This window comes from Actinomyces israelii, from assembly GCF_030253495.1.
Lineage (GTDB): Bacteria > Actinomycetota > Actinomycetes > Actinomycetales > Actinomycetaceae > Actinomyces > Actinomyces israelii.
This window is the reverse complement of sequence record NZ_CP124548.1, coordinates 3,085,700-3,109,667: the sequence shown is the minus strand read 5'-3', so window position 1 is coordinate 3,109,667 and position 23,968 is coordinate 3,085,700. Positions and strand designations below refer to the sequence as shown.

The window sequence follows — 23,968 nt, the reverse complement described above, 5'->3', positions numbered from 1 at the left end:
GCGGGTCCCGGACCCGACAAGAACGCGGGCGCCGCGGCGCGCGGGCGCTGCGGACGTCCGGGTCGGTCTGCCGGTCGATACTCTGGAGCCGTGAAGCCCACCCCGAAGCGGCCCACGATCGCCGACGTCGCAAACGAGGCGGGCGTCTCGACGGTGACGGTCTCCCGCGTCCTGAGCCGCTCGCAGAAGGTCAGCGACAAGACTCGCGCCCGCGTGGAGGCGGTCATGCGCGAGCTGGGCTACTTCGGGAACTCCGCGGCGCGCCAGCTGGTGTCCGGGCGGCCCGAGACCCTGGCGATCATTACCTCCGAGACGCTGCCCTACGGGTACGCGCAGACGATCAGCGGCGCCGAGCAGCGGGCTCGGAGGGCGGGAATGTCCTCCCTCATCTGCGTGCTCGACCGGGACGACGAGAAGGCCGTGGAGCACGCGGTGGCATCGACGGCCTCGCACCAGCCCGCCGGCGTCGTGGTCGTGGACTACGACGCCCTGGCGCACAGCGCGATCTCCCGGATTCCCGACTACCTCCCCGTGGTCGACGTGGGGCCGCCGCAGTCCGGAGAGTCCTCGGGCAAGCCGTACGTGGCCATTGACGAGTACGGGGGCGCCTACGAGGTGACCAAGCACCTCGTCGAGCTGGGGCACACCTCCGTCTTCGTCGTGGCGCAGCCGAACAACGCTCCTCCGGAGCGCAGGTCCGTCGGGGCCCTCGACGCGCTGCGGGACGCCCGCCTGCCCCTGTATCCGATCGTTCGCTGCGAGTCGTGGGAGCCGCGCTCGGGCTACCGGGCCTGCCGGAGGCTGCTGGAGGAGTACGGGGAGCTGGTCACCGCGGTGGTCTGCCCGAACGACGAGCTCGCCCTCGGGGCGGTCCGGGCCGTTCACGAGGCCGGCCTGTCCGTTCCGGAGGACGTCTCGGTGACCGGCTTCGACGGGATCCCGCTGGCGGACGTGGTGACCCCCACCCTGACGACGCTGCGCCAGGACTTCACGGCCGCCGGGAGGGCCGCGGTGGAGCTTCTGCTGGACCTCCCGGACCGGGCCGGTGCCGCGCCCTCGCCCGTCGTCATCGCCTCCGAGTTCATCCGGGGGGAGTCGACGACGGTGCCGCACCCGCGCCGAGGGCTCGTCCGGGCCGCGCGGGCGTGAGGCAGGACCCCGGCCGGCGTCCTGCGTCATCGGTGCGTTTCTGGCTTCCGGCCCCGGCGCGCCTCGGCGGCTCAGTCGAGCTTGAAGGCCCGCCGGGGGATGGGGCCGACGAGGTCGCGGGAGATCCGGACGGCGTCGTCCATGGTGATCCGGTGCTCGACCACGAGCCGGGCCAGGAAGGACGAGTCGCAGCGCCGGGCGATGCCGTGGCGCGCGGGGATGGAGCAGAAGGCGCGGGTGTCGTCGATGAATCCCGAGGTCTTGTAGAGGGTTGCGAAACCCGTCGTCGCCGCACGGAAGCGGAGCATGGCGTCAGGCTCGTCGATGAACCACCACGGCACGCCCACGTACACCCCCCGGTACCAGCCGGCGAGTGGCGCGAGCTCGCGCGAGTAGACCGTCTCGTCCATGGTGAAGGGGATGAGGTGGAAGCCCTCGGCATTGCCGTAGGCGTCCAGAAGCGGGCGCAGGCTGCGCGTGAACTCCACGGCCATCGGGATGTCGCCGCCGACGTCGGCGCCGTAGCGGCGGAAGGCGCCGGTGTCGTGGTTGCGCAGGACAGCGGGGTGCAGGGTCATCACCAGGCCGTCGTCGACTGCGAGGCGGGCCTGGTCATTGATCATGTGGCGGCGCAGCCGGTCGCTGTCGCGCCCATCGAGCGTGCCCGCCAGGGCGCGGGCGTAGAGGGTCTCCGCCTCAGTCCCGGTCAGCCGCTCGGTCCCCGGGTCGGCGTGCGAGTGGTCGGAGGAGACCGCGCCATTGGCCTTGAAGAAGGCGCGCCGCGCCCGCATCGCCTCGACGTGCCCGGCGTAGGTGGACACGTCGAGGCCGGCGGCCTCTCCGAGCCGCTCGGTGAGCTCCCGCCACCCCGCGCGCGCCGGTTCGAGGTAGGCGTCGGGGCGGAAGGTCGGCACCACGCGCCCGGTCCACCGCGGGTCCTGCGCGAGCGTGCGGTGCGCGGCCAGGTCGGAGCACGGGTCGTCCGTCGTCGCCAGGACGGCGATATCGAAGCGCTCGTACAGGGCGCGCACGGAGAACTCCGGGGTGTGAAGAGCGGCGTCGATCTGGTCGTAGATGTCGTCGGCCGTGCGCGCGCAGGGCTGCACGCGCACGCCGAAGACGCCGTGGAGCTCCTCGGCGAACCACGCCTGCACGGGCGTGCCGGCCAGCAGGTGCCAGCTCTCGCACAGAAGGCGGAAGGCCGCGCGCGACTGGTCGGCGGTGCGCTCGGTCCCCACCGGCACCCCCAGCCGCTCGAGCTCGACGCCGGCGAGGGAGTGCAGAAGGCGGTTGGCGTAGTGGTCGGGGGTCAGCAGGAGACTCGTCGGGTCGGAGAAGACGACGTCGTCGGCCAGCCACTCCGGCGGGACGTGCCCGTGGGGGGAGACGATCGGGGCGTCCTCCACCTCGGCGAGAAGATCGCGGGCGATGCCGCGCGTCGTGGGATCCGCCGGCAGCAGCCGATCGGCGGACAGGACGAGGGGCTGCGGGGTCATCGGCGGGTGCTCCTTTGCGTGTGGTGCGGGGTGGCGGGCGGGCGCCGGGCGGGGATGCGTGCAGCGGCGGGACCGACGCTCGCGCGCACCTGCAAGGACATCTCCAGGGTGGTGACCAGGGGCTGGGGCCGGGAGCGGTGGCGCAGATGGCCGACGATCGCCCCGGCGGCCGCCGCGCCCAGCTGTCGCGATCGTGTGGCCAGGGAGGTCAGTCCCGGCTCGGTGAGAGCCGACAGGCCGGCGTTGTCGATCCCGATGACGGACAGGTCCTCCGGTACGCGTATGCCCCGGGCGATGGCGGACTTCATGAAGCCGACCGCGAGAATGTCGTTGTAGCCGATGACCGCCGTCGTCGGGCGCCTCTCCCAGGCGTCGACGGCGCGCACGCCGCCGCCGACGGTCGGCGGGCAGGGGCCCGCCCGGTGGGCGCGCAGGCCGAGGTCCTGGCAGGCGAGGACCAGCCCCTCCCAGCGGGCCCCGTTCGCCCACGACCCCGACGGCCCCGCGAGGTAGGTGATCTCGGCGTGCCCGTAGCCGGCCAGGTACTCCACGGCGGTGCGCATGCCCCGGGTCGCGTCGGGCAGGATCGAGGTGATTCCCGGGACCTGCCGGTTCAGGGAGACGACCGGTGCGGCGCGGTTGAACTGCTGGATCATCGAGTTCGTCATCCGGGACGCCGACAGGACGATCCCGTCGACCAGGTGGAGGACGCGCTCAATGGCGGCCCTCTCCTCCACGGCGTCCTCGCGCGAGTCAATGAGCAGGACGGTGTATCCGTTGGTGCGGGCCGACTCCTGCAGCCCGATCATGAGCTCGCTGAAGTAGGGGTTGCCGACGTCGGCGATCACCAGGGCGATGACGCAGGTGTCGTCCGCCGTGTGCGCGAGGCGGTGCGGGGAGGCGCGCTTGTACCCCAGCTCGTCGGCGGCGTCGTGGATGCGCTGGGAGGTCTCGTTGGAGACCCGGCCCGGACGGGACAGGGCCCGGGAGACGGTCGAGGGAGCGACTCCCGCCCTCTTGGCGATGTCGTAGATAGTGATCGCCTTGCGGCGCCCGGGCGAGGAGCCGGACGCCCTGCCGGCGTCGGTGCGGGTCATCGCCGTCCTTCCTCTCCCCCTTTCGCCGAGGCCCGGGGCCGTCGTCGCCACCGGACTCAGAAGCCCAGGCGCTCGCGCATGGCCAGCCAGCGCTCGCGCACGACGAAGGCGTTCTGCTTGGGGTCGCGGGCCCTGGTGAACATCCCCTTCTTGTTCCCGGCTACGCGGACAATACCCGTGGCGGTCTGGAAGTCGGCGAAGTTCCACATCTGCTCGCCGATGATCTCGTCGTAGTCGTCGAAGACCCGGTGGTGCATGGAGAGCATGTCGACCTGGAAGTCCTCGCTCCAGGGGCGGCGGAAGACGTCCCTGATCCCCGGCATGGTGTCCGGGCCGTACTCGGTGAACAGGATCGGCTTGCCCGGCGCCAGCGCGAGCCACCCGTCGATCTCGGCGCGCAGATGGGCCTCGGCGTCGTCGAGGTTGCCGTTATCCACGTACCAGCCGTAGTAGCGGTTGAGCATGACGACGTCGAACAGGTCGATGATCCGCTCCTTGTCGGGGGTGGAGAGCATGACGTTGGCGTAGCCGACCGGCCGGGTCGGATCGGCCTCGCGCGCCACTCGGACGAGCGGCTCGAAGTAGGTGCGGGAGGCCTCGGTGTGGGTCTCCGGCTCGTTGGCGATGGACCACAGGACCACGCTGGGGCGGTTCCTGTCGCGGGCGATGAGCTCGCGGATCTGGGCGGCGTGCGCCTCGCGGGTGGCCTCGTCGGCCCGTTCGGGGCAGAAGGTCGGCTGCGACTGGCCGCCCAGGATCCCCGCCGCGATACCGACGTTGAGCCCCACGGCGGCGGTCTCGTCGATGACGACGAGACCGCGCTCGTCGGCGTGGTCCATGACCTCCTCGGCGTAGGGGTAGTGCGAGGTGCGGAAGGAGTTGGCCCCCTGCCACTCCATGAGCTCGAAGTCGTGGACCATGAGGACGTCGTCGTGCCCCTTGCCGCGGATGAGGTTGTCCTCGTGGCGTCCGTAGCCGCGGAAGTAGAAGGGCTCGCCGTTGATGAGGAGCTGGGAGTCCCTGACCTCCACGGTGCGCACGCCGAAGCGCTGGGGGTAGACGTCGGCGTCGGCGTGCACCTCGAGGGTGTACAGGTAACCCCTGCCCGGCCTCCACAGGGTGACGTCGGGGATGGCGACCTCGCCGCGGGCTCCCCGGGCGCGACCGACCTCGCGGCCCTCGGCGTCCAGGACCACCACGGAGACCTCGGAGGCGCCCTCGGCGGCGACGGCGTAGGAGACGCGGCCGGTCGTCCCCTCGTAGCCGGTGGTCACGGTCACGTCGCTGACGGCCACGGCCGGGCGCGTGTAGAGGCTGACGCTGCGGTGGATGCCGGCGTAGTTGAAGAAGTCGTGGTAGTACCTCTGCACCCTGCGCCCCCGGCTGTCCTCGGTGAGGTAGCCCGGCGGCAGGGTCTGCCAGGTCAGGCGGTTGTCGACGGCGACGGTCAGGCGGAAGGTCCCGCCCGCCTCCACGAGGTCGGTGATGTCGGCCTCGAAGGGGAGGTAGCCGCCCGTGTGGGTCGCGACCTCGGTGCCGTCGACCCACACCCGGGCGCGGTGGGTGACCGAGCCGAAGCGCAGGAGCAGGCGGTCGTCGCCGAGTCGTCCGGGGACGACGACGTCGCGCTCGTACCAGGCCAGGCCGACGTGGTCGTGGACCTCGACGTCGGTGGTCACGTCGTTGTACGAGGCGGGCACCGGCATGGGGCGCGGCGCGCTCAGAGGGGCATCGAACCAGCGCTCCTCGAGGCCGGCGTCCTCGCCGGCGTCGAGCTGGAAGCGCCACACGCCGTCGAGACTGCGGATATCCCGGGAGACGGACTGTCGGAGGGGCAGCATGGAGGCTCCTTCACCTGGTGCTCAGCGCGTCCGGCGTGGATGGACGCGCTCACCATTGCACATGCCCAGCGGGCGCACGCGGGAAAGTTGCCGTAAGTTGCGCACTCCGGCGCGCCGCCGAGCTCCGAGCGACTGCGCGCGGGAGTGCGCCGGCGCCCTGCAACTACTGGCAACTTCGCCGCGTGGGGCCGGGCCCGCGCCACCCTAGAGCGTGATCCCCGCGGATGCCCTCCGCACCCGCGGCTCACCCAGGACCCGGTCCCGCTCCGGACGCGGATCTTCCTGCACGCAACGGTGCGATACGACAGGAGACACCATCCCATGCCCATGACGAGCCAGATATCGGCGCCGGCGCCAGTGACCGAGGCGGCGGAGAGGCGCCCCTTCGGCCTGAGAGACAAGATCGGCTACATGTTCGGTGATTTCGGAAATGACTTCACCTTCACCCTCCAGTCCACCTTCTTCATGGTGTTCTACACGAATGTGGTCGGCATCAGCCCGGCGCACGTGGGAACCCTGCTGCTGTGCGCCCGCGTCGTCGACGGATTCACCGACGTCGGCATGGGCATCATTGTGGACCGCCTGCCGGGCGCCGGGCCCGGCGACAAGTTCCGCCGCTGGATCAGGTACATCGCTATTCCCGTCGCCGTCGCCTCGGCCCTCATGTACATGTCCTTCGTCTCGGGCTTCGGAAGCTACGGCCTGAAGCTGACGTGGATGGTCGCCACCTACTTCCTGTGGGGCTCCGTGTGCTACACGGCCATCAACATCCCCTACGGCTCCATGTCCTCGGTCGTCTCCCCGAACCCCGACCACCGCGCCGAGCTCTCCGTCTTCCGCTCCACGGGCGCCACGCTGGCGAACATTATGATCATGACGGTCCTGCCCATTATCGTCTACCGGACGAATGCCGACGGCGTCTCCGTCCTCGACGGCCCCGCTATGACCCTCGGCGCCGTCATCTGCTCCGTCCTGGCCGTCGTCTGCTACGCGGTGTGCTACTTCTGCGTGGAGGAGCGCGTCGCCGCCGTGTCGAGGCCCGCATCGCAGGGTGGGCTGAGCGTCGGCTCCATGCTCAAGGCGGTCTTCTCCAACCGCGCCCTGCTGGGCCTCATCGCCTCCGCCCTGCTGCTGCTCGTCTCGCTGATGTTCCTCAACGGGATGCTGAGCTACCTCTTCCTGTCCTACTTCGGCAACGGCAGGCTCCAGTCCCCGGCGGCCTTCGCCGGTCTGCTCCCCTCGCTCGCCCTGATCGTCATCGCCCCGTGGCTGTCCAGGCGCTTCGGAAAGGCCGAGGTCGGCGCGGTCTCCATGCTCCTGGGCGGCGGCGTGCTCATCGGCGTCTACTTCCTGCACACCCGCAGCGCGACCGTGTGGATCATCCTCTACGCGGTCGTGGCCCTCCTGACCGCGGTCTTCAACTACCTCGTGTGGGCCTTCATCACCGACGTCATCGACTCCCACGAGGTCAAGAGCGGTCAGCGCGACGACGGCACCGTGTACGCCGTCTACTCCTGGTCGCGCAAGCTCGGCCAGGCCCTGGCGGGAGGCCTGACCGGATGGGCGCTGGGCTGGGTCGGCTTCGACGCCGCGGCCGCCAAGGCCGGTGAGGCCCAGGCAGCCCCTGTTGTCGATGGCGTCTACATGCTCGCCAACCTCGTGCCCGGGATCGGCTACGTCCTCGTCGGTCTCGCCCTGGTGGTCCTCTACCCGCTCAAGAAGAAGGTCGTCGACGCCAACAACGCCGTGCTCGTCGCCCGCCGCGCCGTCGCGCGCGAGGAGTGAGACGGCCGCGGGGAGAAGGCGAGAAGACCGGGAATAAGGATGGAGAAAGGAAGCAGACCTCATGACACCCGTGAGCCCCATGACGCCCGCCTGGACGATGACGGGATTCGCCGACGAGATCAGTCCCGACCTCGGCGAGCAGGTCGCCCTGCTCGCCGAGCTCGGCATCAGGCACATCGAGCTGCGCAGCGTGCAGCTGACCAAGATCCTCGACCTCACCGACGCCGAGCTGAGGCGGATCAGGGACGCGCTCGACGCCGCCGGCATCGCCCTGTCCTGCGTGGGCTCGGACCTGGGCAAGATCCGCATCACCGACCCCTTCGCCCCCCACCTGGAGCGCACCCGCCGCGCCGTTGAGGTCGCCCGCTTCCTCGCCACCCCCCGCATCCGCGTCTTCTCCTTCTTCATCCCCGCCGGCGAGGACCCCGCCCGCCACCGCGACGAGGTCATTGCGCGCACCCGCGCCATGGTCGAGATCGCCCGGGACGGCGGCGCAACCCTCCTGCACGAGAACGAGAAGGAGATCTACGGCGACGTCCCCGGCCGCGTCGCCGACCTGCTCGCCGCCGTCGACTCGCCCTCCTACCGGGCCGTCTTCGACCCCGCCAACTACGTCCAGTGCGGGGTGCGCCCCATGGACGAGGCGTGGCCGCTCGTGCACCGCTACACCGACTACATCCACTGCAAGGACGCCAGGTTCCCCGTCGACGCCGACGACATCGGCGAGGTCACCCCCTGCGGCGAGGGCGACGGCCAGTGGCCCGAGCTCATCGCCGCCCTCAAGGACTGCGGCTACGCGGGCTTCCTCTCCCTCGAGCCGCACCTGGGCCGCTTCGACGCCTACGGCGCCCTGTCCGGCCCCGAGAGCTTCACGCGCGCCCACGCCGCCCTCCAGACGCTCCTGGCCCGGGCCGGCGTCGAGACGGACTGAGACGACCATGACCACGGCGGCGATCGTCGGCTGCGGGGACGTGGCCGCGGTGCACCTCCAGGCCATCGAGGCGATCGACGCCGTCGAGCTCGTCGGGGTGTGCGACACCGACCCGGGCGCGCTCGCGGCGGCCGTCGAGCGCACCGGCGCGCCCGGCTTCGCCGCCGTCGGCGAGCTGCTCGAGGCCGTCCGCCCCGACGTCGTGCACGTGACCACACCCCACGACGCCCACGTCGACGTCGCGCTCGCGGCCCTGGGGGCGGGCGCGGGCGTCATCCAGGAGAAGCCCGTCGCCCACACGACCCGTCAGGCCCGGCGCCTGGTCGACGCCGTCGCCCGCCTCCAGGACCGTCTGGGCCCGGACGCCCCCAAGATCGCCGTCTGCCTGCAGAACCGCTACAACGTCTCCTCCGTCGAGCTGCGGCGCCTGCTCGACTCCGGGGCGCTCGGTGCGGTCCGCGGCGCCTACGCCACAGTCGCCTGGAGCCGCTCCCCCGGCTACTACCCCGCCAAGCCCTGGCGCGGTCTGTGGGAGCGCGCCGGCGGGGGGCTGCTCATGAACCAGGCGCCCCACACCCTCGACCTCATCCAGTGGCTGCTGGGCGACGTCGTCGAGGTTCAGGGCAGCGTCTCGACGGACAAGTTCGGCGCCGTCTCCGAGGTGGAGGACACCGCCTGCGCGCGCTTCACGCACGCCGATGGCGCCACCACCTGCTTCTACGGCACCATCAACCTCTCGGCCCACCGGCCCGTCGAGCTCGAGCTCGACTGCGAGCGGGCCTGCGTCGTCCTGCGCGACGGCCTGGAGGTCCGCTGGGCCGACGGGCGCGTCGAGCGCCACGAGGAGCGCACGGCCGGCTCTCGGGGCCGCTCCTACTGGGGGGTGAGCCACGAGCTGCTCATCCGCGACTTCTACAGCCGGCTCGACGACCCCGAGCCCTTCTGGATCGGCCCGGCCCAGGCCATGGCGTGCCTGCTCATGGCCAAGGCCGTCTACAGGGCCGCCGGCCTGCCCCCGACCACCTGCGATGAATGAGACACCAAGGAGCCCCATCCATGACTGACATCGTCCGCCTCGGCATTATCGGCCTGGGCACCGAGGGCGGCATGTACGCCCGGTTCATCTCCGCCGGGCGCGTGCCCGGCCTGAGCATCGGCGCCGTGTGCGACATCCTGCCGGAGAAGAAGGAGGCGGCCGACGCCCTCGACGCGCCCTTCTACACCGACTACAGGGAGATGATCGCCTCCGGCGACGTCGACGCCGTCGTCACCACCGTCCCCCACTACCTCCACCCCGAGGTCGGCATCCACGCCCTCGAGCACGGGGTGCACGCTCTGGTGGAGAAGCCCGTCGGCGTGTACACCCGGCAGGCCCGCGAGCTCATCGATGTCGCCGCCGCCAGGCCCGACCTCGTCTTCGGCGTCTTCTTCAACCAGCGCACCAACCCCCTGTACAAGGACCTGCGGGCCCTGCTGGCCTCCGGCGAGCTCGGGGCGCTGCGCCACACCACCTGGACCATCACCACCTGGTGGCGGCCCCAGGGCTACTACGAGCAGTCCGACTGGCGCGCCACCTGGGGCGGGGAGGGCGGCGGCGTCCTGGTCAACCAGGCCCCCCACCAGCTCGACCTGTGGCAGTGGGTGTGCGGAGTGCCGTTGTCCGTGTTCGCCAAGTGCCAGTTCGGCTTCCGCCGCGACATCGCCGTGGAGGACGAGGTCAGTGCCCTGGTCGACTTCGGCGGCGGCGCCACCGGCTCCTTCATCACCTCCACGCACGACCTCGCCGGCACCGACCGCCTGGAGATCCTGTGCGACAGGGGCAAGGTCGTCGTCGACGACTCCGCCGTCGTCACCATCACCCGCCTCAAGGACGACGAGCGCGCCATCTCCGAGCGGATGAGCGTCGAGCAGGTCCGGGAGATGTTCAAGGGCGGCTTCGACCCCGCCGACCTCATGAGCGTGGAGACCAGGGAGTACCGCTCCGTGTGGGGCGAGCAGCACTGCGAGGTCCTGCGCAACTTCGCCGCCGCCGTGCGCGGCGAGGAGGAGCTGCTGGCGCCCGGGGGCGACGGCATCCACGGCGTGCGCCTGGCCAACGCCATCCACCTGTCCAGCTGGACGGGCAGGGAGGTGCCCATCGCGGACCTCGACGAGGACGCCTACCTGACCGAGCTCAACAGGCGCATCGCCGCCGAGGGCCTTTTCGAGGAGCGCGCCTGAGATGACCGCCGTCCCCGCCGCGCCGGTCCTCGGCGCCCAGATGATGATGCTCAAGGACCAGGTGGCCGCCGAGGGCATGTGGCCGGTCCTGGAGCGTCTGGCCGACCTCGACCTGCACGCCGTCGAGGTCTCCCAGATCCCCATGACCGAGGCTGTCGCCGCCGACCTGGAGCGGGGGGCGGACGAGCTCGGCATCGAGGTCGCCGCCCTGTCCACGGGCCTGCGGCACGTCGAGGGCCGAGACATGGACACCCTCGACACCGGCTTCGACAAGCTCGTCGCCGACTGCCGGCGCCTGAGGTGCCGCTTCGCGCGCATCGGCATGATGGACTTCTCCGCCATGGTCTCCAAGGAGGCCGTCGAGGCCTGGGCGGGCGAGGCCGACGAGTACGCCGTCCGTCTGAAGGCAGAGGGCATCACCCTGTGCTACCACAACCACCACGTGGACCTGCACGCCTTCGACGGCGAGCGCATCTTCGACATCGTCCGCCGCGTCGCCCCGGACCTGCACTTCGAGGTGGACCTGCACTGGGTCCAGCGCGGCGGCATGGCCCCGCTGGACATGCTCGCCGCCTACACCGGGGTCTGCAGACTCATCCACGTCAAGGACTACCGGGTCACCGCCCTGCCGCACGAGGCCCTCGAGCTCTTCGACGCCGGCAGGGTCGCGCAGGGCTACGACAGGTTCGTCAACATCATCGAGTTCGCGGAGGTCGGGCAGGGCAATATGAACTGGCCCGTGCTCCTGCCCGCCGCCGCGGCCGCCGGGGCCGAGTACCTCCTCATCGAGCAGGACCTGACCTACGGGAGGGACCCCTTCGACTGCCTGGCCGACTCCCGGGCCTACCTGCGATCCATCGGCTACTGAGAGGCTGCCGGGCGGCTGCCGGGCGGAGTGGTGGGGTGTGGCAACTTCTGTCAACACCGGGGGCCCGGGCCGCGGCGGCGGGAGACTTGAGCCGTCCCCGCAGGGCGGCTCGACGGCGCCCCGCGGGGCGGCCCCGGCCCTGACGAGCCCCGGACCGCTCAGAAGGGTCACCTGGAACCACTACGAACCATCAATGAGGACTGGTTGCGCATGAGACTCACCATTGACGGGCTCCGCGACGGGGAGGCCCTCGAGGCGGCCGGCGTCGTCACGCCCGCCTTCGACGTCGCCGCCATGCAGGCCTCCGGCCGCGAGCGGCCCCGCTGGCTGCACATCGGGCCGGGCAACATCTTCCGCGTCTTCCTGGCCCGGATCGCCGAGGACCTGCTCGCCTCCGGCCGGCACTGGCCGATCGCAGTCGTGGCCCCCCGGCGGCCCACCGGCCTCGACGTCCAGCTCGCCGCGCACGACCTGCTCACGCTGTCGGTGACCCTCAGACCCGATGGCAGCCGCGACCTGCGAGCGGTCGCCGGCGTGAGCGAGGGCCTGGCCGTGAGCCGTCCCGACGACCGCGCCCGCTTCCTCGCGCTGGCCGCCGACCCCGGCGTCAGCCTCGTGTCCCTCACCATTACCGAGAAGGGCTACGCCGTCGCCGACTCCGCCGGCGACCTCCAGGAGGCCGTCACGGCCGCCTCCGGCCCCCGAGCCCGCCAGGGGCACACCATGGCCCTGGTCGCCTCCTTCCTCCTGGCCCGCTACGAGGCCGGCGGCGCCCCGATCACCCTCCTGAGCTGCGACAACTTCAGCCACAACGGCGACAAGCTCCGCGACTCCGTCACCACGATCGCCCGCGGCTGGGCGCGGGCCGGAAGTGCCGACGGGGGATTCCCCGCCTGGATCGAGGATCCGTCCAGGGTCGCCTTCCCGATCTCCGTCATCGACAAGATCACCCCCCGCCCCAGCGAGGCCGTCGCCGAGGCGCTCACAGGACTCGGCTTCACCGACATGGGTCTGCAGGCGCCCGATCGCACCCCGCTGGCCGGATTCGTCAACACCGAGCCGACCGAGTACCTCATTATCGAGGACGCCTTCGCCGGTGAGCGCCCGCCCCTGGAGGAGGCCGGCGCGCAGATCGTCGCCCGCGAGGTGTGCGACAGGTTCGAGAGCATGAAGGTCGCCACCTGCCTCAACCCGCTCCACACGGCGCTCGCCATCGCCGGCTGCCTCCTGCGCATGCCGACCATTGACGCGGAGATGCGCGACCCGGCCCTGGCCGCCCTCGTCCACCGCCTCGGCTGGGAGGAGGGCCTCCCCGTCGTCTCGGACCCCGGCGTCGTGTCTCCCGAGAGCTTCCTGACCGAGGTCCTTCAGACCCGCTTCACCAACTCCTACCTGCCGGACGACCCCGCCCGCATCGCCATGGACACCTCTCAGAAGATGCCGATCCGCTTCGGCCAGACCCTCCTGCGGTACCGCGACCGCGGCCTGGACATGGGCGGGCTGCGGTCGATCCCCCTGGTCATCGCCCTGTGGTGCCGCTATCTCACGGGCATCGCCGACGACGGCGCCCCCTTCGAGCCCTCCTCGGACCCGCTGTACGACGAGCTCCACGCCCACGTCGCCGGGATCCGGCTCGGCGAGCCGGTCGATGCCCGGCGCGCGCTCGCGCCCATCCTGTCCGACCCCGAGTTCTTCGCGCTCGACCTCACCGCCACGCCCGTGGCCGGGAGCGTCGAGGCCCTCTTCTCCCGCCTCATCTCCGGCCCCGGCGCCGTGCGCGCCACCCTCGACAAGGAGACGCTTCCGCAATGAACATGACCTTCCGCTGGTACGGGGAGGCCTACGACCCCATCCCCCTGCAGTACATCCGCCAGATTCCCGGCATGACCGGCATTATGGGCGTCCTCGACCAGTACGCCGCCGGCGAGGTCTGGGAGAGAGGCGAGATCGAGAAGCTGATCGCCCGGGTGAGGGCAGGCGGCCTGGAGTGCCGAGTCATCGAGTCCGTCAACGTCCACGAGGACATTAAGCTGGGCCTTCCCAGCCGCGACGAGTACATCGCCGCCTACTGCGCAACCCTGGAGAACCTGGCGGCCTTCGGCATCGAGGTCGTCATCTACAACTTCATGCCCGTTTTCGACTGGCTGCGCACCGAGCTCGCCCACGTGAACGAGGACGGCTCCACCTGCCTGTACTACGACCACGCCGAGGTCGAGGGCATGACGCCGCGCGAGATCGTCGAGCGCACCGCCCGTGACTCGGGCGGGCTCACCCTGCCCGGCTGGGAGCCGGAGCGCCTGAGCCGGCTCGACGAGGTTCTCTCCCTCTACGAGGGCGTCTCGCGCGAGCAGATGCGGGACAACTACCGCTACTTCCTCCAGGGCATCATCCCAACCTGCGAGAGGGTCGGCATCCGGATGGCCGTCCACCCCGACGACCCCGCCTGGGACCTGTTCGGCCTGCCCCGCATCTGCAACACGCGAGACGACCTCGACCGCATTGTGCGCATGGTCGACTCCGAGGCCAACTCTCTGTGCCCGTGCTCCGGGTCGCTCGGCTCCGACCCGGACAATGACGTTCCCGCGATCTTCCGCGAGTTCGGGGAACGGGGCCGGATCGCAGCCGCTCACGTGCGCAACGTGAAGCACCTCGGGGACAGGCACTTCCAGGAGGCGCCGCACCTCTCCGCCGCCGGCGACCTGGACATGGCCGCCATTATCGAGGCCCTCCACGACACCGTGCCGGACGCCTACGTCCGTCCCGACCACGGTCGCATGATCTGGGGGGAGACGGGCCGTCCGGGATATCCGCTCTACGACCGGGCGCTGGGCGCCACCTACCTCAACGGCCTCTTCGAGGCCACCGCCAAGCTCAAGATGCGCGCCTGAGCGCGCTCGGGGAGGAGTATCAGTCATGACGAGCATGACGAGCCGGATCACTGAGGGCGCCGAGACCGTGCTCGATCAGCTCGATCAGCTTCTGGCCGCCAACCCGGTGGTGCCGGTAGTGGTGGTCGATTCCGCCGCGCAGGGGGTGGGTGCCGGCCGGGCCCTGGTGGCCGGCGGCATTGCGACGGCCGAGGTGGCCTTCCGTACCGCTGCCGCGGTGGAGGCGATCCGTGTCATGGGCGAGGTCGAGGGTCTGGTGGTGGGGGCCGGGACGGTGCTCGACGCGGCTCAGGCCGAGGCCGCCATCGATGCGGGCGCCCGGTACCTGGTGTCTCCGGGCCTGTCGGTCGAGGTCGTGCGCTGCGCGCAGGACGCGGGGGTGCCGGTGCTGCCGGGGTGCGCGGACGCGTCGTGGATTATGGCGGCCCTGGAGCTGGGAATCAGGACGGTCAAGTTCTTCCCGGCCTCCGCTCTGGGCGGCCCGTCGGCCGTCAGGGCCCTGTCGGCGGCCTTCCCCCGGGTGCGGTTCGTGCCGACCGGGGGCGTGAGCGCGGGCAACCTGGCCGAGTACCTGGCCGTTCCCCAGGTCGCGGCGTGCGGCGGGTCGTGGATGGTGAGCAGGGACCTTGTGGCCGCCGCCCGGTGGGATGAGGTCTCCCGCCTGTGCGCCCGGGCCGTGGCGATCGCGAAGGAGGCCGGCCGATGAGCGCTGCTGCTGGTCCTGCTTCTGGTGGGGGGCTGGTCGCGGTGCGGCCCGCCGCGCAGTGCCGCTACGACGTGGTCTGCCTGGGGGAGGTCATGCTGCGCCTGGACCCGGGGGAGGGGCGCATTCGCACGGCCCGGCGCTTCGAGGTCTGGGAGGGGGGCGGGGAGTACAACGTCGCCCGCGGCCTGTCGAGGTGCTTCGGCATGCGGGCGGGGGTGGTCACCGCCCTGGCCGACAACGAGGTGGGCCGTCTCATTGAGAGCCTCATCCTGGCCGGCGGTGTGGACCCGCGGATCGTGTGGGCGCCCTACGACGGTATCGGCCGCAGCGCGCGCAACGGGCTGAACTTCACCGAGCGCGGCTACGGGGTGCGCGGCGCGGTGGGGGTCTCGGACCGCGGGCACACCGCCGTCAGCCGGCTGCGGCCCCAGGACGTGGACTGGGACCGCCTCTTCGGGCGGCTGGGCGTACGCTGGCTGCACACCGGCGGCATCTTCGCGGCCCTGTCGCCGGAGGCGGCCGAGGTGGCCGAGGCGGCTATGGACGCCGCCCACCGGGCGGGCACGGTGGTGTCCTACGACCTGAACTACCGGCCCAGCCTGTGGAAGGGCGTCGGGGGGATCGAGCGGGCGCGCGAGGTCAACCGGCGCCTGGCCCGCTACGTGGACGTCATGATCGGCAACGAGGAGGACTTCACCGCCTGCCTGGGCTTCGAGGTCGACGGCGTGGACGAGGGCCTGTCCAGGCTGGACGCCGGCGCCTTCGAGGCCATGATCGAGCGGGCGGTCGCCGAGTTCGACGGCTTCGGGGTCGTCGCCACCACCCTGCGCCAGGTGCGCACGGCCACCGTCAACGACTGGGCGGCCATCGCCTGGTCGCCCCGGACCGGGTTCGTGCGCTCAGTCCAGCGCCCCGGCCTGGAGATCCTCGACCGGGTCGGCGGGGGCGACTCCTTCGCCTCGGGCCTGATCTACGGGCTCATGGAGCTCGGCGACCTGGCCACCGCCGTGGAGTACGGGGCCGCGCACGGCGCCCTGGCCATGACCACCCCCGGCGACACCACCATGGCCACCCTCGCCGAGGTCCAGCGCCTCGCCGCCGGCGGCAACGCCCGCGTCCAGCGCTGACCAGTGGCAGCCGGTGCCGGCGGGTGCCGGCAGCCGGCACGCGGGGCCTCAGGCCCAGGCGGCCGGGGCCGCGATCACTCCCTCGAGCAGGGACCAGGCCGCCCCTGTCGCCCCCGGGGTCTCGTCCTCGGGGGCCGGCAGGATCTGTGGGGCTGACCAGCGCGAGGCCAGCACGCGGTGGTCGAGGCTCTCCTGGAGGGACGGGGCGAGGAGCCCGGTCAGCGGGGCGAGGTGGCCGCCGAGGACGACGGCCGGGATGCCGAGGATGTTGATGGCGGCGCTCAGGGCGATGCCCAGCGCGCGGGCCGCAGCCGCGACGGCGTCTCGAGCCTGCTGGTGGTGGGGCGAGGCGTCGTCGTCGTAGGCCCTCCGCAGGTCCTCGGGGCCTGCTGAGGGGGGCAGGCCGGCGGCGGCGAGGATCGAGCGCCGCCCCGCGAAGCGCTCCAGGCAGCCGTGGTTCCCGCAGCCGCACTCGGGTCCCTGCGGATCCACCTGGATGTGGCCGATCTCCCCGGCGAAGCCATTGGCGCCCAGCCAGGCCTCGCCGTCGCGCACGATCCCGGCGCCGATGCCATCCTCCCCGGACAGGTAGATGAAGTCGCGGTGCTCCCCGGGGGCGCCGGGGCGCAGCCTGGCGGCGGTGAGCGCGGCCAGATCGGCCTCATTGCCGACGACGAGGCTCGTGCCGAGGCGCTCCAGGGTGGGGGCCAGGATCTCTGCGGGACGGATGCCGGCCCAGCCGAGGTTGGGGGCGCGCAGGAGGACGCCGTCGCTCACCAGCCCCGGCAGCGCCAGCGCGGCGCCAACCATGCGCGCCGATCTGACGGGGCCGAGAGCAGTCAGTGGCTCGAGCAGGGAGGCCAGGCGCCCCAGGACCTCGTGGGCGTCGGACGAGGAGAAGTCGTCGACGACGAGGCGCTCGGCGAGCACATCCCCCGACAGGTCGATGGCGCGCACGGCCATGCGCGAGACATTGACCTCCAGGCCGATGGCGATGAACGTCCCCGACGCCGGGGTCAGCGGCACTGCCGGACGGCCCGGGCCGGCCGTGGGAGTCGGGGCCAGCTCGGCCAGGATGCCCGTGGCGACGAGCTCGTCGGCCAGCCGTGAGGCCGTCGAGCGGGTCATTCCGGTTGCGGTGGCGACGGCGGCGCGCGAGACGGGGCCGGGGGAGGCGAAGACCCGGCTGGCGAGCAGAGCCAGGTTCGAGGTGCGCAGGCTGGACTGGCGGGCCGAGGGGGCTCCGGATGAGCCGTTGTTGTCGGGAGTGCAGCGGGACTTCGGGGACGGCGCCGTCTTTGTGCTTCGTGCCACGTCCTGACCCTACCCGATGGCCTCGTCGGCCACCCCTGCAGAGGAGCTGCTCTCGCGACGGCGCCGCAGGGGCGCCGCGGTCGCCCCTTGACCCGGTACTGGCCGGAACAGTATAGTTTTGCCGACAAACAAATTTTGGCTCAAGGAGGAGCGCATGGTTCGCAAGCCCACCAAGGAAGACAAGTTCTCATTCGGCCTGTGGACGGTCGGCTGGCTCGCCGCCGACCCCTTCGGCGAGCCGACCCGCGCCGCCCTGCGCCCCTGGGAGTACGCCGAGAGGCTCGCCGAGCTCGGCGCCTGGGGCATCACCTTCCACGACAACGACGTCTTCCCCTTCGACGCCGCCGACGCCGAGCGCGACAGGATCGTCGCCAGACTCAAGGACGCGGTCGACGCCACCGGCCTGACCATCGAGATGGTCACCACCAACACCTTCACCCACCCCGTCTTCAAGGACGGCGGCCTGACCAACAACGACCGCTCCATCCGCCGCTTCGGCCTGCGCAAGATCCTGCGCAACGTGGACCTGGCCGCCGAGCTGGGCGCCACGACCTTCGTCATGTGGGGCGGCCGCGAGGGCGCCGAGTACGACTCCTCCAAGGACCTCAACGCCGTCTTCGACCGCTACAAGGAGGGCCTGGACGCCGTCGCCGGATACATCAAGGACAAGGGCTACGACCTCAGGATCGGCCTGGAGCCCAAGCCCAACGAGCCCCGCGGCGACATCTTCCTGCCCACCGTCGGGCACGCCCTGGCCCTCATCGCCGAGCTCGACAACGGCGACGTCGTGGGACTGAACCCCGAGGTCGGCCACGAGCAGATGGCGAACCTCAACTACACCCACGCCCTGGCGCAGGCGCTCAACGCCGGCAAGCTCTTCCACATCGACCTCAACGGCCAGAAGGGCCTGAAGTACGACCAGGACCTCGTCTTCGGCCACGGCGACCTGCTGTCGGCCTTCTTCACCGTCGACCTGCTCGTCAACGGCTTCCCCGGCGGTGGCCCCCGCTACGAGGGCCCCATCCACTTCGACTACAAGCCCTCGCGCACCGACGGCGTGGATGGCGTGTGGGAGTCGGCCGCCGCGAACATGGAGATGTACCTCCAGCTGGCGGACAAGGCCAGGGCCTTCCGCGCCGACCCCGAGGTCCAGGAGGCGCTCAGGCGCTCGGGCGTCTACGAGCTCGGCGAGCCCACCCTCGCCCAGGGCGAGACCGTGGAGGACCTCCTGGCCGACCGCTCCGCCTACGAGGACTTCGACACCGCCGCAGCCGCCGCCCGCGACTACCATTACGTCGACCTCTACGAGAAGGCCGTCCAGCACCTCATCGGCTGACGACCCGCCCCGGCCGGGGCGGCCGCGCCCACCGGCGTCGCCGCCCCCGGCCGGGGCCCGTCCGCCCGCCCTCGCCGCCCCCCCGACGGACGCCCGCTGCGCGGGCCGGGCGGCGGCACGGGGCGCCCGCCGCCTCCACCGTCCGAACCCCTCCGACCCGACCACCGCCCGCCCTCGCCCTTCACTGCGGAAGGAACACTATGACCCTCGTCGCCGGCGTCGACTCCTCGACGCAGTCCTGCAAGATCGTCGTCCGCGACGCCGCCACCGGCGTCCTCGTCCGCGAGGCCAGGGCCCCCCACCCCGAGGGCACCGAGGTCCACCCCGATCAGTGGTGGCGCGCCCTGGGGGAGGCGATCGAGGCCGTCGGCGGCCTCGACGACGTCGCCGCCCTGAGCGTCGGCGGCCAGCAGCACGGCATGGTCGTCCTCGACGCCGACGGGCGCGTCATCCGCCCCGCCCTGCTGTGGAACGACACCCGCTCGGCCGCCGCCGCCCGCGACCTCATCGCCGAGCTGGGCGAGGGCGACGAGGCGGCCGGCCGCGCCGCCTGGGCCGACGCCGTCGGCAGCGTCCCGGTGGCCTCCCTGACCATTACCAAGTTGCGCTGGCTGGCGGACCACGAGCCGGAGAACGCCCGGCGCATCGCCGCCGTCTGCCTGCCGCACGACTGGCTGACCTGGAGGCTGTCCGGGGCGGCGTCCCTGGAGACCCTCACCACCGACCGCTCCGACGCCTCGGGCACCGGCTACTTCGACGCCGTGACGAACACCTACCGGCGCGACCTGCTGGCCCGGGCCCTGCGCGTGAGCCAGGAGGAGGCCGAGCGCATCGTCCTGCCGCGCGTCATCGGCCCCCGCGAGGCCGCCGCCCGGGGCGGGGACGACGTCGACGGGCGCGGCCTGAGCCACCTGGCCCTCGGCCCCGGCTGCGGGGACAACGCCGGCGCCGCCCTGGGCCTGGGCCTGCGCCCCGGCCAGACGAGCGTGTCCCTGGGCACCTCCGGCGTCGTCGCCGCCGTGTCGGCCACACCCACCCACGACGCGAGCGGCCTGGTCACCGGCTTCGCCGACGCGACCGGCGCCTTCCTGCCGCTGGCCTGCACCCTCAACGGCGCCCGCGTCCTCGACGCCGCCAAGCGGGTCCTGGGCGTGGCCTACGACGAGTTCGACGCGCTGGCCCTGTCCGCCGCTCCCGGGGCCGCCGGCCTGGTGCACGTGCCCTACCTCGAGGGCGAGCGCACCCCGAACCTGCCCGAGGCCCGGGGAGTCCTGACCGGCATGACTCTGGCGAGCCTGACCCCGGCGAACTACGCGCGCGCGAGCGTGGAGGGCCTGCTGTGTCTCATGGGCGCCTGCCTGGACGCCGTGCGCGCCCAGGGCGTCGCGATCGAGGCGGTGAGCCTCGTGGGCGGCGGGGTGAAGTGGGTCAGCGCCAGGAAGCTGGCCCCGGCGGTCCTGGGCGTGCCCGTGGACGTGCCGCCGGCCGACGAGTACGTCGCCATCGGGGCCGCCCGGCAGGCCGCCTGGGTCCTGGCCGGAGGAGAGGAGCCGCCGGCCTGGGAGATCGCCGGCGTCGAGCACCTGACCGCCGAGCCCGCACCCGAGGTCCGGGCCGCCTATGACGCCGCGGCCGCCCTCGTCGCCCGCAGCCAGGGGGCCTGAGCCCGCGGCCGGGGCCGCCGCGCCGGCGGCCTCCGCCACGACTCGGAGGTAGGACGCAGAGCGCACAGACCGTCCTGCCCGCCGCGCCCCGGGAGCTGCGCGAGCAGGCGCCCGACCCGGCCCCGCACCCGCCCCGGGGCCGCGGTGGAGCCACGCACGGCCACGGCGGACGATAAGTTTCATCGTCATCTCCCGCCGGCAGATGGTCGGCGGCACGCTCGCCGACGCCGGCTATTCACCGAGGCCAGGGCCTCGCAGCGGCCCCTCGACCTGGTACGCGGCCCCGGCCCTCGCCTGGTGCCTCGTGACCTTCCACTCGCGTCACAAGCCGAGCGGAAGAGAGCGCTCCTGCGCTGCGCACCGAGAATGTCGACCAGCGGACCGGGCTCACGAGCCCGCGCGCGGCCCGGGGCGGATCCGGTACGTCTGGTACGCACAGGTCGGCGAGGACACGACGACGGTGGGGCCGGCTTCCAGGGCACGGACCCGAGTGAGAGCCTGGTCGAGGTCGACGCGTGCCGCTCGGTGTTCTATCCGGCGCCCCACCACATCGACATCCCTGGGCAAGGAGAGCTCCTCCGGGGCGAGCCGGGCGACCGAGCGCCTGGACAAGCCCGGCTGCCAGTACCGGCTTGAGCCGTCTTCTCCGCCCGGCGGATCGGCTGGTCCAAAGGAGCTGGTCGGCGGCCACACCGTGCGACGCGACCGCGTCCACGACTGCGGACAGAGCGGTCCACGCCGTATCGCCTTCCGCGCACGACGCAGGTCGCCGGTTACGCGGCGATCCGCGGCGGGGACGGCCGCTGCAGGCACACCCGTATCTGGTGACGGCGGCCCCCTGCCGGGACGCGGGCGGCGCCGCTCGCGTCGTGGTCCTCCACAAGCCCTTCAAGGCTTGCGGCGCCTGTGGTCTTGCCGGGGCCGGGCGGTCTCGGGGACGCGGTGGCGCACGCAGTCTACGACTGAGCCCGCCCGACCCCGCCCACCCCCTTTCGCCGGGATCGGCTCGGTGGGATCAGTTCGGTGCCGCGCCGAGATCGGTTCAAGGGGACTCGCGGGCGCCCGCAGCCGGGCCTTTGCCGGCTCCCCGGGACCCCGGGGGCCGACATCGACCGACACCGCACCGCGCCCCGTGGAGTCAATCATCTAGGCTTGCACGCGACCCCTGACACATGCGGGTCGTCAGATGACCCGCCCGGAAGGACCTTCGCCCATGCCGACCCGTGCTGACACGACGCAGCTGCGACTCATGGTCAGGATCGCGCGGATGTACCACGAGCTCGGCATGCGCCAGACCGATATCGCCTCCGAGCTCCATGTCTCCCAGCCGCGAGTCTCCCGTCTTCTGAAGCGGGCGGCCAAGGAGGGCGTCGTGCGCACCGTGGTCTCCGCGCCCGAGGGCACCTACACCGATCTGGAGGAGGCGCTCGAGCAGCGCTACGGGCTGGCCGAGTGCGTCGTCGTCGACTCCGGCCGGGAGGAGGCGGAGATCGAGGCCGCCCTGGCCTCCGCCTCGTCGACCTATCTCGAGACCACCCTGACGGGCGGGGACATTATCGGCCTGTCGTCGTGGAGCGCCACCTGGCTGGCCGCGATGCAGCAGCTTCCCCCCTTCCGCACGCCGGTGGCGCACAAGGTCATCCAGCTCTTCGGCGGGGTCGGCAACCCCAGGGTGCAGGTCAAGGCGACCCGTCTGATCGACCTGCTCGCGCGCGCCACAGGCGCCGAGGCGGTCTTCTTCCCCTCCCCGGCGGTCCTCGGCTCCGCCGGCGCCGCCGAGCAGCTCGCCGACGACGCCTCGGTGCGGCACGTCCTGGACCTGCTCCCGACTGTCACCATGTCGCTGATGGGCATCGGCAGCCTGGAGCCCTCCGTGCTGCTGCGCGAGTCGGGCAATATGATCACCGAGGCGGACGCGGCGGAGCTCAGCGAGGCGGGTGCGGTGGGCGACGTGTGCCTGCGCTTCTTCAACGCCGAGGGCCGGCCCGTGGCCAGCGGCTATGATGAGCGCCTGGTGGGCGCGAGCGCCGAGCAGCTGCGCGCCATTCCCCGGCGCGTAGCGGCGGCGGGCGGCGGCCGCAAGCACGCGGCCATTCGCGGCGCCCTCCTGGGGCAGTGGGTCAATGTCCTGATCACCGACGTCCACAGCGCCCGGGCGCTGATCGACGGCTGAGCCGTGGCCGCCCGACGCCCCTCCGCTCGGTAGCATGGCGTCGTAGCCGCTTGACGAGTCCTCGGGCGCGCTACCGGGATGGCCGCCGGGGGCGGGACAGGAGCGAGGGATGCCACGCGGTGCGGGCAGACGCCCGAGTATGACCGACGTCGGTCGTCTGGCCGGCGTCTCCGCCCAGACCGTCTCGCGCTACTTCAACGACGGCTATGTCTCGGACGAGGCGCGCGAACGCGTCGAGGCCGCGGTCAACGAGCTCGGCTATGTGCGCAACCGGCTGCCCGTCCAGCTGCGCGCCACGCAGACCAACATGATCGGCGTCGTACTCCTCGGGCCGCTCAACTACGGGAACACATCCATTATGACCGGGCTCTACCGGGCCGCCCGCGAGCTCGGACAGACGGTCATGACTACGCATATGGCGCAGGACCCCGCCGACTCGGAGGAGCTCATGGCGCAGGTCCTCGGCGAGGTCGACGGCTTCCTGTCCATGCGGGTCGACGCCCTCGTCCTCGCCTCGCCCTACCCGAGCCTGGCCGCCGTTGCCGAGCACGTCGGCTCCGCCACCGCCGTCGTCACCATTGCCGAGCTCGACGACGACGCCTCCGACGCCGTGGGCGGCTACTCCTGTGACGGCGCCCGGATGGTCGTCGAGCACCTCCTGGCCCTGGGGCACCGCCGGATCCTCCACGTCGCCGGCCCCCTGGACAGGCAGCAGGCGCGTGCGCGCCTGCGCGGCTATCGCGACGCCCTGGCGGCCGCCGGCGCGATGCCCCTGGCGGCCCTGGAGGCCGAGGAGTGGGACGCGCGATCCGGGGCGCAGTGCGCCCTTCGGGCTCCGCTTGACGACTTCTCCGCCGTCTTCGCCGGCAATGACGAGATTGCTCTCGGATTCATGACCGGTATGGCCCGGCGCGGGCGGCGGGCGCCCGAGGACTACATCATCGCCGGCTTCGATGACATGCCCGACGCCCGCTTCCTCATCCCGGCGCTCACGACCGCGCGGGTCGACTTCGAGGCGGTGGGCGAGGCCGGGCTCGTGGCCGCCGTCGCCCGCGCCGGGGGCCGGGAGGTCCTCCGCCCGCGGGTGAGGCCCGAGCTCGTGGTGCGCGAGTCCACCGCGGGCGGCGCAGCGTCTTCTCTCCTGGCCTGAGTCCTCGTCGCCGCTTCGAAGCGGGCGCGGTCCCGGAGTCGGATGCGGCGGGGGCTCGGCAATGGCGTGATCGATGCAGGATCACGTCCGGTTCTCGGCAGGGCGGACGTCGAGATGCTCCCGACGCGGGCAGGCGGACTTGGAACGCGACTCACCAGGTGTTATCCTTAACAGGTAGTCATTCAAGGTGGAATGATCATTCGTTTTCATGGAGGTCCAATGG

The 23,968-nt window shown here is 72.0% G+C and carries 18 protein-coding genes; 14 read left to right on the top strand and 4 right to left on the bottom strand.

Going from position 1 to position 23,968, the window contains the following annotated elements:
• Positions 1-90: 90 nt before the first annotated feature.
• Complete coding sequence (locus AIF0345_RS13040) at positions 91-1,149, top strand: LacI family DNA-binding transcriptional regulator (RefSeq protein ID WP_285296387.1); 1,059 nt, start codon at positions 91-93, stop codon at positions 1,147-1,149.
• A gap of 71 nt (positions 1,150-1,220) precedes the next feature.
• Here AIF0345_RS13040 and uxaC read toward each other — a convergent pair whose 3' ends face one another.
• From uxaC to uidA, 3 genes are read right to left on the bottom strand one after another with little or no spacing between them, the layout of a single operon-like run.
• Positions 1,221-2,645 (bottom strand): glucuronate isomerase, encoded by a 1,425-nt coding sequence (gene uxaC, locus AIF0345_RS13035; protein WP_285296386.1) that lies wholly within the window; start codon positions 2,643-2,645, stop codon positions 1,221-1,223.
• Positions 2,642-3,742 (bottom strand): LacI family DNA-binding transcriptional regulator, encoded by a 1,101-nt coding sequence (locus AIF0345_RS13030; RefSeq protein ID WP_285296385.1) that lies wholly within the window; start codon positions 3,740-3,742, stop codon positions 2,642-2,644. Before AIF0345_RS13030 ends, uxaC begins: the two co-directional genes overlap by 4 nt.
• A 56-nt stretch (positions 3,743-3,798) precedes the next feature.
• Positions 3,799-5,583 (bottom strand): beta-glucuronidase, encoded by a 1,785-nt coding sequence (uidA, locus tag AIF0345_RS13025; protein ID WP_043558848.1) that lies wholly within the window; start codon positions 5,581-5,583, stop codon positions 3,799-3,801.
• A 321-nt stretch (positions 5,584-5,904) separates the two neighbouring features.
• Here uidA and AIF0345_RS13020 point away from each other — a divergent pair, with 321 nt between their 5' ends.
• The 9 genes from AIF0345_RS13020 to AIF0345_RS12980 all read left to right on the top strand — a co-directional run bounded on the left by AIF0345_RS13020 (position 5,905) and on the right by AIF0345_RS12980 (position 16,108).
• The gene (locus AIF0345_RS13020) at positions 5,905-7,368 is read left to right on the top strand and encodes an MFS transporter (RefSeq protein WP_268916460.1); all 1,464 of its coding nucleotides are present in this window, start codon (positions 5,905-5,907) and stop codon (positions 7,366-7,368) included.
• Positions 7,369-7,429: 61 nt separating this feature from the next.
• Positions 7,430-8,299: a sugar phosphate isomerase/epimerase family protein gene (locus AIF0345_RS13015; RefSeq protein WP_285296384.1), complete on the top strand. Its 870-nt coding sequence runs from the start codon at positions 7,430-7,432 to the stop codon at positions 8,297-8,299.
• A 7-nt stretch (positions 8,300-8,306) separates the two neighbouring features.
• Positions 8,307-9,335, top strand: coding sequence for a Gfo/Idh/MocA family protein (locus AIF0345_RS13010; protein ID WP_285296383.1), 1,029 nt, complete (start codon positions 8,307-8,309; stop codon positions 9,333-9,335).
• A gap of 20 nt (positions 9,336-9,355) precedes the next feature.
• Positions 9,356-10,519, top strand: a complete 1,164-nt coding sequence (locus AIF0345_RS13005; RefSeq protein ID WP_285296382.1) for a Gfo/Idh/MocA family protein — start codon at positions 9,356-9,358, stop codon at positions 10,517-10,519.
• Position 10,520: 1 nt separating this feature from the next.
• Positions 10,521-11,387, top strand: coding sequence for a sugar phosphate isomerase/epimerase family protein (locus tag AIF0345_RS13000; RefSeq protein ID WP_268916457.1), 867 nt, complete (start codon positions 10,521-10,523; stop codon positions 11,385-11,387).
• Positions 11,388-11,597: 210 nt separating this feature from the next.
• Positions 11,598-13,199, top strand: a complete 1,602-nt coding sequence (locus AIF0345_RS12995; protein WP_285296381.1) for a mannitol dehydrogenase family protein — start codon at positions 11,598-11,600, stop codon at positions 13,197-13,199.
• Positions 13,196-14,275, top strand: coding sequence for a mannonate dehydratase (locus AIF0345_RS12990; protein WP_268916455.1), 1,080 nt, complete (start codon positions 13,196-13,198; stop codon positions 14,273-14,275). Before AIF0345_RS12995 ends, AIF0345_RS12990 begins: the two co-directional genes overlap by 4 nt.
• Before the next feature lie 25 nt (positions 14,276-14,300).
• Positions 14,301-14,981 (top strand): bifunctional 4-hydroxy-2-oxoglutarate aldolase/2-dehydro-3-deoxy-phosphogluconate aldolase, encoded by a 681-nt coding sequence (gene eda, locus AIF0345_RS12985; protein ID WP_285296380.1) that lies wholly within the window; start codon positions 14,301-14,303, stop codon positions 14,979-14,981.
• The gene (locus AIF0345_RS12980) at positions 14,978-16,108 is read left to right on the top strand and encodes a sugar kinase (RefSeq protein WP_285296379.1); all 1,131 of its coding nucleotides are present in this window, start codon (positions 14,978-14,980) and stop codon (positions 16,106-16,108) included. Before eda ends, AIF0345_RS12980 begins: the two co-directional genes overlap by 4 nt.
• Positions 16,109-16,156: 48 nt before the next feature.
• On the opposite strand, the gene AIF0345_RS12975 is transcribed toward AIF0345_RS12980, so the two are convergent.
• Positions 16,157-17,422: an ROK family protein gene (locus AIF0345_RS12975; protein ID WP_285296378.1), complete on the bottom strand. Its 1,266-nt coding sequence runs from the start codon at positions 17,420-17,422 to the stop codon at positions 16,157-16,159.
• A gap of 154 nt (positions 17,423-17,576) precedes the next feature.
• Here AIF0345_RS12975 and xylA point away from each other — a divergent pair, with 154 nt between their 5' ends.
• The 4 genes from xylA to AIF0345_RS12955 all read left to right on the top strand — a co-directional run bounded on the left by xylA (position 17,577) and on the right by AIF0345_RS12955 (position 23,745).
• On the top strand, positions 17,577-18,758 hold the full coding sequence (gene xylA / locus AIF0345_RS12970) for a xylose isomerase (protein ID WP_285296377.1): 1,182 nt from the start codon (positions 17,577-17,579) through the stop codon (positions 18,756-18,758).
• 200 nt (positions 18,759-18,958) lie between these two features.
• Positions 18,959-20,422, top strand: coding sequence for a xylulokinase (xylB, locus tag AIF0345_RS12965; protein ID WP_285296376.1), 1,464 nt, complete (start codon positions 18,959-18,961; stop codon positions 20,420-20,422).
• Positions 20,423-21,635: 1,213 nt separating this feature from the next.
• Positions 21,636-22,595, top strand: a complete 960-nt coding sequence (locus tag AIF0345_RS12960) for a sugar-binding transcriptional regulator (protein ID WP_285296375.1) — start codon at positions 21,636-21,638, stop codon at positions 22,593-22,595.
• Between the two features lie 139 nt (positions 22,596-22,734).
• Complete coding sequence (locus AIF0345_RS12955; RefSeq protein WP_268916448.1) at positions 22,735-23,745, top strand: LacI family DNA-binding transcriptional regulator; 1,011 nt, start codon at positions 22,735-22,737, stop codon at positions 23,743-23,745.
• Positions 23,746-23,968: the final 223 nt, after the last annotated feature.